Genomic DNA, 14,527 nt, shown 5'->3' on the forward strand with positions numbered 1-14,527 from the left:
GAGGGGCGGGAGGTGAACACATGAGCGTCATCGAGGTGCTGGCCGAACAGCCCGCGGGCGAGCCGTCCGCGACGATCCCGCACGCTGCCGAGATCATCGTCGGTCTCATCGCCTTCGCGCTGCTGGTCTACGTGCTCTACAGGTACGCGTGGCCGGGCTTCGTGACCTCCCACGAGGACACGAAGAAGCAGATCGAGGGCGGTATGGCCCGGGCCGAGGCCATGGAGGCCGACGCCAAGGCGGAGCTCGCACGCAGCCGTGAGCGGCTCGCCGGTGTCGACGACGAGACCGCGCGCATCCGTGACGACGCACGGGCCGACGCCGAGCGCATCGGGCAGGACATGGACGCCAAGGCGGCCGACGAGGCCGAACGCATCAAGGCCCAGGGTCAGCAGTCCCTGGACGCGTCGCGCTCGCGCACGATCTCGGACCTGCGCGCCGAGACGGGCCACCGGTCGGTGGAGCTGGCACGGCGCATCGTCGAGTCCTCGCTGTCCGACGACCGGAGCCGCGGGGAGAGCGTCGACCGCTTCCTCGCCGAGCTCGAGGCCATGGGCGGGTCCACCGGTGGAACCGCAGGCGGGACCGGCAACGGTGCCCGCGGGAACGGGGGTCAGGCATGAGCGCCTCCACCGCCGGCGTCCTCGCCGACTTCCACGCCGCGAGCCGTGACGCGCTCGAGGCCACGCGCCGTCGCCTCTCCGAGGTCACGGCGCAGGCGACCGCGGGCGACCTCGACACCACCGCCGAGCAGCTCGACTCCCTGGCCGACCTCCTCGCCCGCGAGGGCGAGCTGCGGCGCACGCTCGCCGACTCGTCGCGCACCGCCGAGGACCGCGAGGGCCTCGCCGACCGGCTGATCAGCCGTCAGGTCACCTCGACCACCGGGGACATCGTGAAGACCGCGGTGTCGTCGTCGTGGTCGCGGCCCGAGGACCTCGTCACGGGTCTGCGCACCGTCGCCCGTGAGGCCCTCCTCGTGTCGGCCGAGCGTGACGGCCGGCTCGACGCCGTGGAGGACGAGCTGTTCCGGCTCGGCCGCATCGTCGGCGGGTCGCCCGACCTCGAGCGTCTGCTGGCCGACCCGGCCGCCGACCCCGAGGGCAAGCAGCGGGTCCTCGACCAGCTGCTCGCGGACCGGGCCGAGCCCGTCACCCGCAAGCTCGCCGCCCAGCTCGTGGCCCACCCGGTGGGTCGCGGCGTCGCCCAGGGCCTCGAGCGCCTGGCCGAGCTCGCGGCCGAGCGCCGCGAGCGGTCGGTGGCCACGGTGCGCTCGCCCATCGCCCTCTCGGACCAGCAGCAGCAGCGGCTGGCCGACGCCCTGACGCGCATCTACCGTCGGGACATCACCCTGCACCTCGAGGTCGACCCCGACATCGTCGGCGGTCTCGTGATCCAGGTGGGGGACGAGGTCATCGACGGAAGCGTTGCCGGGCGGCTCGACGAGCTCGGCCGGAGACTGGGCTGAACTGTCGGCTCGACTGACGTCGACCCAACGAACCCCCTAACGACTAGCGAGAGCGGAAGCCATGGCCGAGTTGACCATCTCCTCCGACGAGGTCCGTAGCGCGATCGAGGACTACGTGTCCTCGTACTCCGCGGACTCGACCCGTCAGGAGGTCGGCATCGTCGCCTCGACAGGCGACGGCATCGCATACGTCGAGGGCCTTCCCTCGACCATGACCAACGAGCTCCTCGAGTTCCCCGGAGGCGTGCTGGGCCTGGCCCAGAACCTCGAGGAGCGCGAGATCGGCGTCGTCATCCTCGGTGAGTACGAGACCATCGAGCAGGGCCAGCAGGTCACCCGCACCGGCCGCGTGCTGTCGGTGCCGGTCGGCGACAACTTCCTCGGCCGGGTGGTCAACCCCCTCGGCCAGCCCCTGGACGGGCTCGGCGACATCGAGTCCGAGGGCGAGCGGGAGATGGAGCTGCAGGCGGCCACGGTCGTCCAGCGCCAGGGGGTCACCGAGCCCCTGCAGACCGGCATCAAGGCGATCGACGCCATGACCCCGGTCGGCCGCGGCCAGCGCCAGCTGATCATCGGCGACCGCAAGACCGGCAAGACCGCGGTCTGCACCGACACGATCATCAACCAGCGCGAGGCCTGGGAGACCGGCGACCCGGAGCAGCAGGTCCGCTGCGTCTACGTCGCCGTCGGCCAGAAGGGCACCACGATCGCCGGTGTCCGCCAGGCCCTCGAGGACGCCGGCGCGATGGAGTACACCACCATCGTCGCCGCCCCGGCCTCCGACCCGGCCGGCTTCAAGTACATCGCCCCGTACGCCGGCTCGGCCATCGCCCAGCACTGGATGTTCCAGGGCAAGCACTGCCTGATCGTCTTCGACGACCTGTCGAAGCAGGCCGAGGCCTACCGCGCGATCTCGCTGCTGCTGCGCCGCCCGCCGGGCCGCGAGGCCTACCCGGGCGACGTCTTCTACCTGCACTCCCGGCTGCTCGAGCGGTGCGCGAAGCTCAACGACGAGCTGGGCGCGGGCTCGCTGACCGGCCTGCCGATCGTCGAGACCAAGGGCGGCGACATCGCGGCCTACATCCCGACGAACGTGATCTCGATCACCGACGGCCAGTGCTTCCTCGAGGCCGACCTGTTCAACCAGGGCCAGCGGCCCGCGCTGAACGTCGGGAACTCGGTGTCGCGCGTCGGCGGTGACGCCCAGATCAAGGCGATGAAGTCCGTCGCCGGCCGCCTGCGCGTGGAGCTGGCGCAGTACCGCGAGCTGGAGTCCTTCGCGGCCTTCGGCTCCGACCTCGACGCCACCTCGCAGGCGCAGCTCGACCGCGGTGCCCGCCTCATGGAGCTGCTCAAGCAGGGCCAGGGCGAGCCGTACCCGGTCGAGGAGGAGGTCGTCGGCATCTTCCTCGGCACCCGTGGTCACCTCGACTCGGTGCCGGTCGAGGACGTCAGCCGCTTCGAGACCGAGTTCCTCGAGCACGTGCGTCGCGACGGCAGCGTGCTCGCCGCGATCCGCGACACCGGCAAGCTCTCCGACGAGGACGAGGAGCGCCTGAACAAGACCGTCTCCGAGTTCAAGCAGCAGTTCGCCACGGAGTCCGGTGAGGGCGTCGAGGACGACGGCGGCACCGGCGAGCTCGCCACCGGCGACGACTCGTCCGACGAGTCGTCGGAGGGCTCCTCCGAGGGGTCGTCGGAGTCGTCGCAGAACTCGGACGGTGACTCGGACGAGAACTCGAGCGACAGCTCGAACGAGAGCTCGGACGGGTCCGAGGGCTCGGACGAGAACGCCGACTCGGGCGCGAGGAGCTAGACGGCATGGCCGCATCCCTCCGCGTCCTGCGACGGCGCATCCGGTCGACCAAGAACATCGCCCAGATCACCAAGGCGATGGAGATGGTCGCGGCTTCGCGCATCGTGAAGGCGCAGGCCCGCGTCCACGCCGCGCGGCCGTACTCCGACGAGTTCACCCACGTCCTCACGACGGCCGCGAAGGCCGGCGCCAGCGACCACCCGCTGCTGGTGCCGCGCGAGGAGCCGGGCCGCACGGGCGTCCTGGTCGTCACGAGCGACCGCGGCCTGTGCGGCGGCTACAACGCCAACGTGCTGCGCGAGGCCGAGCGGCTCATGCGCGAGCTGAACAGCGCGGGCAAGGAACCCCAGCTGTTCGTCATCGGCGGCAAGGGCACCGCCTACTTCCGCTTCCGCAAGCGGGCCGTGGCCGGGCAGTGGACGGGCTTCTCCGAGGTCCCGGACTACCCGAACGCCACCCGGGCCGCGGACACCATGACCGCCTGCTTCCTCGCCGGGAGCGCCGAGACGGTCCAGGGCGAGTCCGAGGACGAGCAGCAGGGTTCGGGCGGTGGCTCGGGTGACGGCTCCGGCGAGGGTGGCGAGGGCGGTTCCTCGCGGTCCTCCTCGTTCGTCCCGCCGCAGGAGGCCGAGGGCCTCGACGGGGTCGACGAGCTGCACGTGGTCTACACCGCGTTCAACTCCCTCGCGAGCCAGCGGGTCACCTCCTCGCAGATCGCCCCGCTGGAGCTGGAGGAGGACGACGAGTCCTCCGACGGCGAGTCCGACGGGTCCGGTTCCGGGGACTCGCAGGAGCGGCAGGCCGAGTACGAGTTCGAGCCGGAGCCCGAAGTGCTCTTCGACCGGCTCATGCCCAAATACCTCCGCGCGCGCGTGTTCGCGGCCCTGCTCGACGCCGCGGCGTCCGAGTCGGCGGCCCGGCAGCGCGCCATGAAGGCGGCGACGGACAACGCCAACGACCTGGTCGACAACCTGACCCGGGAGGCGAACCAGGCCCGCCAGGCCCAGATCACGCAGGAGATCAGCGAGATCGTTGGCGGCGCCAACGCCCTCGCCGAGTAGGGGAGCTGACGATGACCCAGTCCACCGCCCCGGCCGAGGGCACCGAGCAGAACGGCTCGCAGGGTGCCGTCGGCCGCATCACCCGCATCCTCGGCCCCGTCGTCGACGTGGAGTTCCCGCGCGGCGAGGTGCCCGAGCTCTTCAACGCGCTGACCACCGAGGTCACGCTCGGCGAGGACACCAAGACCCTGACGCTCGAGGTCGCCCAGCACCTCGGCGACAACCAGGTCCGCACGATCTCCATGCAGCCGACCGACGGTGTCGTGCGTGGCCACGACGTGCAGGACCTCGGCCGTCCCATCACGGTGCCCGTCGGCGACGTCGTCAAGGGCCACCTGTTCAACACCCTGGGCGACTGCCTCGACGACCCGGGCTACGCCTCGGACGCCGAGCGCTGGAGCATCCACCGCGATCCGCCGCCGTTCGACCAGCTCGAGGGCAAGACCTCGGTGCTGTGGACCGGCCTCAAGGTCGTCGACCTGCTCACCCCGTACGTCGAGGGCGGCAAGATCGGCCTCTTCGGCGGTGCGGGCGTCGGCAAGACGGTGCTCATCCAGGAGATGATCCAGCGCATCGCCCGCAACTTCGGTGGCACCTCGGTGTTCGCCGGCGTGGGCGAGCGCACCCGTGAGGGCAACGACCTGTGGGTCGAGCTCGGCGAGGCCGACGTCCTCAAGGACACCGCGCTCGTCTTCGGTCAGATGGACGAGCCGCCGGGCACCCGCATGCGCGTCGCCCTCTCGGCCCTGACGATGGCCGAGTACTTCCGCGACGTGCAGGAGCAGGACGTCCTCCTGTTCATCGACAACATCTTCCGGTTCACCCAGGCCGGCCAGGAGGTCTCGACCCTGCTGGGCCGCATGCCCTCGGCCGTCGGTTACCAGCCGACCCTGGCCGACGAGATGGGCGAGCTGCAGGAGCGGATCACCTCGACCCGCGGCCGCTCGATCACCTCGATGCAGGCGATCTACGTGCCCGCCGACGACTACACCGACCCGGCGCCGGCCACCACGTTCGCCCACCTCGACGCGACCACGGAGCTCTCCCGTGGCGTGTTCGCCAAGGGCATCTTCCCGGCGGTGGACCCGCTGACCTCGACCTCGACGATCCTCGACGCGCAGTACGTCGGCGAGGACCACTACCGGGTCGCGCGTGAGGTCATCCGGATCCTGCAGCGCTACAACGACCTGCAGGACATCATCGCCATCCTCGGCATCGACGAGCTCTCCGAGGAGGACCGCCTCACCGTCGCCCGCGCGCGGCGCATCGAGCGCTTCCTCGGTCAGAACATGTACGCCGCCGAGCAGTTCACCGGCGAGCCGGGCTCGTTCGTCGACGTCAAGGACACCGTCGAGGCGTTCGACAAGATCGCCAAGGGCGAGTACGACGACTACCCGGAGCAGGCCTTCGCGATGTCCGGCGGTCTCGACGACGTCGAGGCCAACGCGAAGAAGTACTCCTCCTGATGGCGACCATGGAGGTCGCCATCGTCGGCGTCGAGAAGCGGCTGTGGTCGGGGGAGGCGAGCTTCGTCTCCGCCCGCACGGTCGAGGGCGACATCGGTCTGCTGCCCGGGCACCAGCCGATGATCGCCGCGCTCGACGAGGCCGGCGTGGTGCGGATCGACCCCAGCGAGGGCGAGTCGTTCCACGCCGCGGTGTTCGGCGGGTTCCTCTCGGTCACCGCGGAGTCGGTGACCATCCTCGCCGAGCTGGCCGAGATGGCCGAGGAGATCGACGTCGCGGCGGCGCGGGACGAGCTCCAGCGCGCCGAGGGCGGCGGGGACGACTTCGACGACGCGGCAGCCGCCGCGGCCCGGGCGCGAGCGCGTCTCCGGGCCGCCGGCGAGTCCCCGGACCGCTGAGGGACGGCGAGCAGCACCCGTGGGCGTGACGATGATCGCCGAGTTGGCGGCCATCGTCGTGCTCGCGGTGCTGCTCGTCGTCGCCCTGCTGGTGCTGCGCCGCATCCGGCTCCTGCGCCGGGGCGGCGTCGACGTCGCCCTGCGCCCGGCGCGGGCCACCGAGGACCTCCGCGGGTGGCACTCGGGCCTCGGGCGCTACCGGGGCAACGAGTTCCGCTGGTACCGCATCAGCGGCCTGAGCTCCGGGGCGAACGTCGTCCTCGACCGCACCCGCCTCGAGATCACCGACCGGCGCGCCCCCATCGACGGCGAGATGCACCCCGCCGGCTCGACGGTGCTGACCTGCCGCAACGGGGCCGACGTGTGGGAGCTGGCGATCAGCGCCGACGCCCTCACCGGCTTCTCGTCGTGGCTCGAGTCCACGCCGCCGGGACGGTCGACGGGCTACCGGCAGGCGAGCTAGCGGCTCACGTCCAGAAGCCGTCGCGCTCGTAGAGGCGCCGGAGCTCGACGATGTGGTCGCGCATCGCCTCCTCGGCCTCGCCCGCGCGCCCCTGCGCGATGTGCTCGGCGATCTCGCGGTGACAGGCGTCGACCTTGTCCCACTCGCCCGGCTCGACACCGGAGCGGCGCAGGCGCGTGCGCAGCACGTCGTTCACCGGCTGGCCCATGAGGGTCAGCATCAGGTTGCCCGTGGCCATGAGCAGCGTCGTGTGGAAGTCCAGGTGCCCGACGAAGCCGCTCGGGTCGCGGTCGTCGCGCCGGGCCGCGGCCGCGGTGCGCACGGCCTCGACGGTCTCGGCGTCGGCCCGCTGGGCGGCCAGGCGCGCGGCCGCGGGCTCCAGCAGCAGGCGGGCCTCGAGCAGGTCGCTGACGTGCAGCTGGGGGGTCATCACGAGCACGCCGAGCGCGCTGCCGACGTCCTCGACGACGCGCGCGGGATCGGGCTCGCTGACGAACGTGCCGCCCTGGACGCCGCGGTGGGTCTCGACGAGGTGCTGGCTGGACAGCACCCGCAGCGCCTCGCGGGCCGTGCTGCGGCTGACCCCGAACGCCCGGCCGAGCTCGGCCTCGTTCGGCAGCCGTGTGCCCGACGGCAGGGTGCCGGCGAGGATCTGGGTGCGCAGCTCGTCGGCGACCTGGCGGTAGGCGGGACGGACGCGCTGCACCCGCAGGTGGGCCACCGGCCCCGAGCTCGTGCCCGGCGGGCCGGGAGCGGGTGGCTGCGGGGGCACGGGAGGAGCGTAGACCGTCGCCGACGCTTGTGGCAGATACGTCAGACGTTTAGCGTCCCCGGGCATGGCCGTCGTGGCGGGGTGGCAGGGCCGGTTCTTCGAGGACTTCGTGGTGGGTGACGTCTACCAGCACCCGTTGGGGCGCACGATCACCGAGACCGACAACACCTGGTTCACGTTGCTGACGATGAACACGAACCAGGCGCACTTCAACGCGCAGGTCGGCGCGGAGTCCGAGTTCGGGCGGATGCTCGTCGCGTCGCCCCTGACGATCTCGATCGTGATCGGGCAGTCGGTGTCGGACACCAGCCAGAACGCGTTCGCGAACCTCGGGATCGACGAGCTGCGCCTGACCGCGCCGGTGTTCGCGGGCGACACGCTCTACGCCGAGTCGCTCGTGCTCTCCGCGCGCGGCTCGGGCAGCCGCCCGGACGCCGGCATCGTGGGCGTGCGGACCCGCGGGCTCAACCAGGACGGCGTCGAGGTCCTGACGTTCAAGCGTGCCTTCTACGTGCACCGGCGCGACGCCCCGCGCGCAGCGCCGCCGTTCCCGCAGGCCGCGACGCCGCTGTCGCTGGAGAACGAGCCTTCGGAGAACCAGGCATGAAGCCGCTCGAGGACATCCGGATCGTCTCGCTCGAGCAGTACGGCGCCGGGCCGTTCGGGTCGATGCACCTCGCCGAGCTCGGGGCCGAGGTCATCAAGATCGAGGACCCGTCGTCGGGCGGCGACGTCGGGCGCTACGTCCCGCCGTACGCCCAGGACGGCGACTCGCTGTTCTTCGAGTCGTTCAACAAGAACAAGTCGTCGGTACTGCTCGACATCCGCTCCGACGCCGGCCGCGAGGTGTTCCACGACCTGGTCCGCAGCGCCGACGCCGTCTACTCCAACCTGCGCGGGGACGTCCCGGCGAAGCTCGGCATCCGGTACGCCGACCTGGCCGACGTCAACCCGCGGATCGTCTGCTGCTCGCTGACCGGCTTCGGCATGACCGGTCCGCGCTCCGGCGAGCCCGGCTACGACTACGTGCTGCAGGCGCTCGGCGGCTGGATGTCGCTCACCGGCGAGCCCGGCGGCGCGCCGCAGAAGGCGGGCCTGTCGCTCGTGGACTACAGCGGAGGGTTCGTCGCCGCGATCGCCCTGCTCGCCGGCATCCACGCCGCCCGCCGCGACGGCGTCGGCACCGACTGCGACCTGTCCCTCTACGACACCGCGGTGAGCCTGCTGACCTACCCCGCGACGTGGCACCTCACCGAGGGCTACACGCCGGCGCGCACGCACCACTCGGCTCACCCGTCGCTCGTGCCGTTCCAGGCGTTCGAGGCCGCCGACGGGTGGCTCGTCGTGGGGTGCGCCAAGGAGAAGTTCTGGCAGCGGCTCACGGTCGTGCTCGAGCGCCCCGACCTCGCCGAGGACCCCCGCTTCGCGACGTTCCGCGACCGGGACGTGCACCGCGACGTCCTCGTCCCGCTGCTCGAGGAGCTGTTCGCGGCGCGGCCCGTGGACGTCTGGATCGCGGCGATGGGCGCGGCGGGCATCCCGTGCGCGCCGATCCACGACGTCGGCGAGGCCCTCACCGACCCCCACACCGCCGCGCGCGGGCTCGTGGCCGAGACCGCGCACGCCCACTGGGGCACCGTGCGGTCGCTGCGCTCGCCGGTGCGCGTCGGCCCGCCCGGGGACGACACGCGCCCGGCCCGCGGCGGCCCCGCGATGGGCGAGCACACCCGGTCGGTGCTGCGCGGGATCGGCTACGACGACGAGCGCCTGGCCGCGCTGCGCGACGCGGGCGCGTTCGGCACCCACGACATCGGGTTCGGGGAGGACCGCTGATGGACTTCCGGCTGAGCGACGAACAGCGGCTCTTCCGCGACACCCTGCGCTCGTTCGTCGACCGCGAGATCGTGCCGGTCGCGCGCGACTGGGAGCACGAGGGCCGCTACCCGACCGAGATCGTCGAGGGCATGCGCGGGCTGGGGCTCTTCGGGCTCGCCGTGCCCGAGGCCTACGGCGGGCTCGAGGCGGACACGGTGTCGTTCGCGCTGACCTTCGAGGAGATCTCGCGGGGCTGGATGGGCATCGCCGGCATCCTCGGCAGCCACTCGGTGTCCTGCTGGATGATCGCCCGCCACGGCACCGAGGAGCAGAAGCAGCGCTACCTCCCCGAGCTCGCGACGGGGGAGCGGCGCACCGCGATCGCGCTCACCGAGCCGGGCGCGGGCACGGACCTGCAGAGCATCACGACGACCGCGAAGAAGGACGGCGACCACTACGTCGTCCGCGGCACCAAGATGTGGATCACGAACGCCCGCCACGCCGACCCGCTGCCGGTGCTCGTGAAGACCGATCCGGGGGCCGAGCCGGCCCACCGTGGCATGAGCATGCTGCTCGTCGACGCGGGCGCGCCCGGGCTCGAGATCACCAAGGACATGGGCAAGCTCGGCTACAAGGGCACCGAGTCGTGCGAGGTGGTGCTCGACGACGTGCGGGTGCCGGCGACACAGCTGCTGGGCGGCGTCGAGGGCCGCGGGCTCCAGCAGGCGCTCTCGTCGCTGGAGACCGGGCGCATCAACATCGCCGCCCGCTCGGTGGGCATCGCCCAGCGCGCCTACGACGAGTCGCTGTCCTACGCCCGCGAGCGCCAGGCGTTCGGGCAGGCGATTGGCGACTTCCAAGCCGTGCAGCTGCGCCTCTCGGCCATCGCGGTGCGCCTGCAGGCCGCCCGCCTGATGACCTACTGGGCGGCGTCGCGCATGGACGAGGGCGTGCGGATGGACACCGAGTCGGGCATGGCGAAGATCTTCGCGTCGGACGCGGCGCTGGAGTGCGCCACCGACGCGATGCGCATCCACGGCGGCTACGGCTACTCGACGGAGTTCGAGGTCGAGCGGCTCTACCGCGACGCCCCGCTGATGTCGATCGGCGAGGGCACGAACGACATGCTGGGCACGGTCGTCGCGAAGTCCCTGCTGGCCGGGAAGGCGACCATCCGGTGAGCGTGCCCGAGCCGGCCGAGCTGGCCGCCCTCGCGGCCCGCCTCGGCTACCGGCTCGATGACGAGGTCGTCCTCGCGCTGCGGGCGGCGGTGGTCGGTGCCGAGGACGCCGTGGCGAGGCTCCGGGCCCGCCCGCTGCCGGCCGACGATGCCGCGGACCCGGCGCACGGCGACGCCTGGTTGCGTTAGTGAGCGATCGCGACGTCGCCGGATTGCTCGAGGCGTACACCGCCGGCAATCTCGACCCGGTCGATGTGGTGGACGACGCACTCGCGCGGCTCTCGGCGGCGCACGAGGTGCTGAACTGCACCATCCGCGTCCTCGACGACCGCGCCCGCGCCGCGGCGGAGGAGTCCGCGCGCCGCTGGGCGTCCGGCACCCCGCGGCCCCTGGAGGGCGTGCCCTTCGGGGTCAAGGACGTCATCGACGTGGCGGGCGTGCCGACCACGGCCGGCTCGTGGTGCCACGGCGACGAGCCCGCGGCGACGTCGGCGACCGTCGTCCGGCGCCTCGAGGACGCCGGGGCCATCGCGGTCAGCAAGGACGCGACCACCGAGTTCGCCGTCGGCGGCCCGCACCCGCCGCGCTTCGGCGCCGTGCGCAACCCGTGGGACCGCGAGCGCTGGGCGGGCGGGTCGTCGACCGGGTCGGCCGCCGCCGTCGCCGCGCGCGCCGTCCCGTGCGCGCTCGGCACGGACGTCGGCGGGTCGGTGCGCCTGCCCTCGGCGTGGTGCGGGCTCACCGGGCTCAAGCCCACCGCGGGCGCGATCCCGCGCACCGGGGTCTTCCCGCTGTCGTGGACCACCGAGACGGTCGGCCCGATCGCCCGCAGCGCCCGCGACGCGGAGCGGCTGTTCGCGGTGCTGCGCGGACCCGACGGGGCCGACCCGCGCAGCGGGCCGCTGCCCCGTGGGAGGTCCCCGAGACCGGCGACCTCACCGGCCTGCGGATCGCCGTACCCGGGGGCGCGTTCACCGAGCTCTGCGACGCCGCGGTGCGGGCCGGGGTCGCGCACCTCGTCGACGTGCTCGTCGCGGCCGGCGCGGAGGTCGTGCCGGGCGAGGTCCCGTCGGCGGCCGAGGCCCTGCCGATCGGCTACCAGGTCGTGTTCACCGAGGCGGCGACGCTGCACCGTGTCGACGCCGACCGCTGGGACCGCTACGACCCGGTCGTGGTGCGGCGGATCAGCCAGGGGATCGTCACGCCGGCGGTCGACTACCTGCGGGCCCTGCAGTTCCGCGTCGAGCTGCAGCGCGAGCTCGACGCGGTGTTCGCCGGCGCCGACCTCCTCGTGGTGCCGACCTGCCCGTCCACCGCGCCCCGCCTGCCCGACGGCACCGTCCTCGTCGACGGCGAGGAGTTCCCGCTCTACGCCGCGCAGTCGCGCTCGACGATGCTCGGCAACCTCACCGGCGCCCCCGGGCTCGCCGTGCCGACCGGGCTCGCGCCCGACGGCTGCCCGGTCTCCGCCCAGCTCGTGGCCGCCCCGCACCGGGAGGCCACGGCGCTGTGGGCGGCGCGCGTGTTCCAGGAGCGCACGAGCCACCACCTCGCGGCGCCCCCTTCCGTCCCCTAAACGTCTGACGTATGTTGCTGTGGCCCCGGTCACCGCACCCACCTGGAGCGGCTCGTGTCGTTGGAGAGCCCCACCCGGACCGCCCTCGCCGGTCGGGTCGCGGAGTTCGCCGCCGCGCTCGACCCGTCCGACGTCCCGGACGAGGTCCTCGAGCGCGCTCGCCACCTGGTGCTCGACGCGGTCGGCCTGGCGTACGCCTCCACGGCCTACCGCTTTTCCGGCGTGGCCCGCGACGCGCTGGCGACGCTCGGCGGCGGTGACCACCCGGTGCTGGGCATGCCCGACCGGCTCTCGCCGCGCGACGCCGCGGTGCTCAACGGCGTGCTCGTGCACGGGATGGACTTCGACGACACCCACATCCCCGCCGTCACCCACGTCTCCGCCGCCGCCCTCCCGGCCGCGCTGTCCGCGGCCACGGTCGCCGGGGCGAGCACGCGCGAGATGCTGCTGGCCTACGTGCTGGGCGTCGAGGTCTCGGCGCGGGTCGGGCTCGGCGGCGCCGGCGGCTTCCACGACGTCGGCTTCCACCCGACGGCCGTCGCCGGGGCGTTCGGGGCCGCGGTCGCGGCGGGCCGGCTGACCGGGCTGGACGCCGACGGCCTCGTCGCCGCACAGGGCGTCGTCGGGTCGATGTCGGCGGGCCTGCTGGAGTTCCTCGAGGACGGGTCGTGGACCAAGCGCCTGCACCCGGGCTGGGCGGCGATGTGCGGGCTGACCGCCGCGGCGTTCGCCCGTGCGGGCTGGACGGGTCCGCCCGCCGTGTACGAGGGCCGCTTCGGGCTCTACGCCACCCACCTCGCCGGCCGCCCGAACCGTCCGGAGGCGGTGGGGGAGGACCTCGGCACCCGCTGGGAGCTGATGCGCACCGCGGTGAAGCCGTACCCGATCTGCCACTTCAACCACGCGTTCGCCGACGCGGCGCTGCTGCTGCGCGAGGAGCACGGCATCGAGCCCGCCGACGTCCGCGCGATCCGCTGCGCGATCCACCCCGTGCCGGGCAAGGTCGTCTGCCAGCCCCCGGAGAACAAGTGGGCGCCGCGCGACGAGTACGACGCCAAGTTCAGCCTGCCCTTCGCCGTGTCGGCGGCGCTGGCGCGCGGGCGGTTCACGCTCGCCGAGCTCGAGGACGAGGCCCTCGCCGACCCCGAGATCCTCGCGCTGGCGCGCACGGTCGAGGTCGTCGACGACCACGAGGGCCTGTTCCCCGACGCCTACTCCGGGCGCGTGGAGATCGAGCTCGCCGACGGCCGCGTCGTCGCGCACCGCGAGCAGGTCAACCGGGGTCACGACCAGCGCCCGCTGACCAACGCCGAGATCGTCGAGAAGTTCGAGGGGACGATCGGGCGGGTCGCCGACGCCGCGACGGCCGAGCGCGTGCGCGCGGCGGTGCTGTCGCTCGGCGACGACCGTCCGGCGTCGGAGTTCGCCGAGGCGTGCCGTGGCTGAGGATCGTTCCTCGGGGGCGCGGCGTGTGCGGGCCGGGGTCTTCCTCACCCACCAGCAGCCACCGGGCCGCGATCCCCTCGTCGCCCTGGACGAGCAGCTGAGCCTGGTGCGCTCGGCCCGCGACGCGGGGATGGACTCGGTCTTCGCCGGCCAGCACCACCTCGCGGAGTCGATGGCGCACATCCAGCCGCTGCCGTGGCTCGCGCGACTGGCCGCCGAGGCGGGCGACATGACCGTCGGCACCGGGATCCACCTTCTCGCCCTGCACAACCCCGTCGACACCGCCGAGGCCTACGCGGGCCTCGACGTCGTGTGCGGCGGACGGTCGGTGCTCGGGGTCGGGCTCGGCTACCGGCAGGTCGAGTACGACGCCTTCGGCGTCCCGCCCGAGCAGAAGGTCCGGCGGTTCACCGAGAACCTCCGGATCGTCGAGGCGCTCTGGCGCGGCGAGGCCGTGTCCGCCGACCTGCCGTGGACGCGCCTCGACGGCGTGCGCACGACGTTCCTCCCCGTCGCGCGGCAGTCCCCACCGATGAGACCGCCGATCTGGATGGCGGCCAACTCGGACGGCGCGGTACGGCGGGCGGCCCGTCTCGCCGACACCTGGATGATCAATCCGCACGCCACCCGGGCCACCGTCGCCCGGCAGCTGGAGCTGTTCCGGGCCGAGCGGGAGGCCGCCGGGCGTGGCCCGGTCGGCGAGCTCCCGCTCATCCGGGAGGTGTTCTGCGCCCCCACGCGCGAGCAGGCCCTCGAGCTGGCCATGCCGTACCTGGCGCGGAAGTACGAGGTCTACGCCGACTGGGGCCAGGACCGTGTCATGCCCGGGACGGAGTCGTTCCGGGTCGGTTACGACGACCTCTCCCGCGATCGTTTCGTGGTGGGGTCTCCGGAGGACTGCACCGCGGCACTCCTCCCGTGGCGCGACGAGCTCGGCGTCGACCACTTCGTGTTCCGCACCGACTGGGCCGGCATGCCGGTCGAGGCGGCGCGGACCTCGCTCGACCTCCTCGCCCGCGAGGTGGTCCCGGCGCTGCGCGCGCTCCCCCTCCCGGTTCCCTGACCC

At 73.0% G+C, this 14,527-nt stretch carries 13 protein-coding genes and 2 pseudogenes; 14 read left to right on the forward strand and 1 reads right to left on the reverse strand.

Annotated features, from left to right (window positions below; all coding sequences use genetic code 11):
* Positions 1-20 precede the first annotated feature (20 nt).
* From atpF to ACQPYN_RS09560, 7 genes and pseudogenes are all read left to right on the forward strand, one after another.
* Positions 21-623 (forward strand): F0F1 ATP synthase subunit B, encoded by a 603-nt coding sequence (atpF, locus tag ACQPYN_RS09530; protein ID WP_433036239.1) that lies wholly within the window; start codon positions 21-23, stop codon positions 621-623.
* A complete protein-coding gene (locus ACQPYN_RS09535; RefSeq protein WP_433036241.1) occupies positions 620-1,468 on the forward strand; it encodes a F0F1 ATP synthase subunit delta in 849 nt (282 codons plus the stop codon). Before atpF ends, ACQPYN_RS09535 begins: the two co-directional genes overlap by 4 nt.
* A 61-nt stretch (positions 1,469-1,529) precedes the next feature.
* Positions 1,530-3,140 (forward strand): annotated as a pseudogene (gene atpA / locus ACQPYN_RS09540) (F0F1 ATP synthase subunit alpha); the annotation flags it as partial.
* Positions 3,141-3,289: 149 nt separating this feature from the next.
* Positions 3,290-4,345: a F0F1 ATP synthase subunit gamma gene (locus ACQPYN_RS09545; protein ID WP_433036243.1), complete on the forward strand. Its 1,056-nt coding sequence runs from the start codon at positions 3,290-3,292 to the stop codon at positions 4,343-4,345.
* A 5-nt stretch (positions 4,346-4,350) separates the two neighbouring features.
* The gene (gene atpD / locus ACQPYN_RS09550; RefSeq protein WP_433038806.1) at positions 4,351-5,811 is read left to right on the forward strand and encodes a F0F1 ATP synthase subunit beta; all 1,461 of its coding nucleotides are present in this window, start codon (positions 4,351-4,353) and stop codon (positions 5,809-5,811) included.
* Complete coding sequence (locus ACQPYN_RS09555; protein ID WP_433036245.1) at positions 5,811-6,209, forward strand: F0F1 ATP synthase subunit epsilon; 399 nt, start codon at positions 5,811-5,813, stop codon at positions 6,207-6,209. The genes atpD and ACQPYN_RS09555 overlap by 1 nt, the downstream gene beginning before the upstream one ends.
* Before the next feature lie 19 nt (positions 6,210-6,228).
* Positions 6,229-6,672: a DUF2550 domain-containing protein gene (locus tag ACQPYN_RS09560; RefSeq protein ID WP_433036247.1), complete on the forward strand. Its 444-nt coding sequence runs from the start codon at positions 6,229-6,231 to the stop codon at positions 6,670-6,672.
* 4 nt (positions 6,673-6,676) lie between these two features.
* On the opposite strand, the gene ACQPYN_RS09565 is transcribed toward ACQPYN_RS09560, so the two are convergent.
* A complete protein-coding gene (locus ACQPYN_RS09565; RefSeq protein ID WP_433036249.1) occupies positions 6,677-7,444 on the reverse strand; it encodes a FadR/GntR family transcriptional regulator in 768 nt (255 codons plus the stop codon).
* 64 nt (positions 7,445-7,508) lie between these two features.
* Here ACQPYN_RS09565 and ACQPYN_RS09570 point away from each other — a divergent pair, with 64 nt between their 5' ends.
* The 7 genes and pseudogenes from ACQPYN_RS09570 (at position 7,509) to ACQPYN_RS09600 (ending at position 14,524) form a co-directional block, all read left to right on the forward strand.
* Entirely contained in the window at positions 7,509-8,051 is a 543-nt protein-coding gene (locus tag ACQPYN_RS09570; protein WP_433036251.1) for a MaoC family dehydratase, read from the forward strand.
* Complete coding sequence (locus tag ACQPYN_RS09575; RefSeq protein WP_433036253.1) at positions 8,048-9,277, forward strand: CaiB/BaiF CoA transferase family protein; 1,230 nt, start codon at positions 8,048-8,050, stop codon at positions 9,275-9,277. Before ACQPYN_RS09570 ends, ACQPYN_RS09575 begins: the two co-directional genes overlap by 4 nt.
* Positions 9,277-10,440, forward strand: coding sequence for an acyl-CoA dehydrogenase family protein (locus tag ACQPYN_RS09580; protein ID WP_433036255.1), 1,164 nt, complete (start codon positions 9,277-9,279; stop codon positions 10,438-10,440). Before ACQPYN_RS09575 ends, ACQPYN_RS09580 begins: the two co-directional genes overlap by 1 nt.
* The gene (locus ACQPYN_RS09585) at positions 10,437-10,628 is read left to right on the forward strand and encodes a hypothetical protein (RefSeq protein ID WP_433036257.1); all 192 of its coding nucleotides are present in this window, start codon (positions 10,437-10,439) and stop codon (positions 10,626-10,628) included. Before ACQPYN_RS09580 ends, ACQPYN_RS09585 begins: the two co-directional genes overlap by 4 nt.
* A gap of 107 nt (positions 10,629-10,735) precedes the next feature.
* A pseudogene (locus ACQPYN_RS09590) lies at positions 10,736-12,015 on the forward strand (amidase).
* A gap of 54 nt (positions 12,016-12,069) precedes the next feature.
* Positions 12,070-13,461, forward strand: a complete 1,392-nt coding sequence (locus tag ACQPYN_RS09595; RefSeq protein WP_433036259.1) for an MmgE/PrpD family protein — start codon at positions 12,070-12,072, stop codon at positions 13,459-13,461.
* Positions 13,454-14,524, forward strand: a complete 1,071-nt coding sequence (locus ACQPYN_RS09600) for an LLM class flavin-dependent oxidoreductase (RefSeq protein WP_433036261.1) — start codon at positions 13,454-13,456, stop codon at positions 14,522-14,524. The genes ACQPYN_RS09595 and ACQPYN_RS09600 overlap by 8 nt, the downstream gene beginning before the upstream one ends.
* The last annotated feature ends 3 nt before the right edge of the window (positions 14,525-14,527 follow it).

Origin of the sequence: Actinomycetospora sp. CA-053990, assembly GCF_050948445.1 — a bacterium.
In the GTDB taxonomy this organism is placed as follows: domain Bacteria; phylum Actinomycetota; class Actinomycetes; order Mycobacteriales; family Pseudonocardiaceae; genus Actinomycetospora; species Actinomycetospora callitridis.

Coding starts and splice junctions, on each gene's coding strand:
- ACQPYN_RS09535 (WP_433036241.1), top strand. CDS start 620: ATGAGCGCCTCCACCGCCGGCGTCCTCGCCGACTTCCACGCCGCGAGC.
- atpF (WP_433036239.1), top strand. CDS start 21: ATGAGCGTCATCGAGGTGCTGGCCGAACAGCCCGCGGGCGAGCCGTCC.
- ACQPYN_RS09570 (WP_433036251.1), top strand. CDS start 7,509: ATGGCCGTCGTGGCGGGGTGGCAGGGCCGGTTCTTCGAGGACTTCGTG.
- ACQPYN_RS09580 (WP_433036255.1), top strand. CDS start 9,277: ATGGACTTCCGGCTGAGCGACGAACAGCGGCTCTTCCGCGACACCCTG.
- ACQPYN_RS09555 (WP_433036245.1), top strand. CDS start 5,811: ATGGCGACCATGGAGGTCGCCATCGTCGGCGTCGAGAAGCGGCTGTGG.
- ACQPYN_RS09575 (WP_433036253.1), top strand. CDS start 8,048: ATGAAGCCGCTCGAGGACATCCGGATCGTCTCGCTCGAGCAGTACGGC.
- ACQPYN_RS09545 (WP_433036243.1), top strand. CDS start 3,290: ATGGCCGCATCCCTCCGCGTCCTGCGACGGCGCATCCGGTCGACCAAG.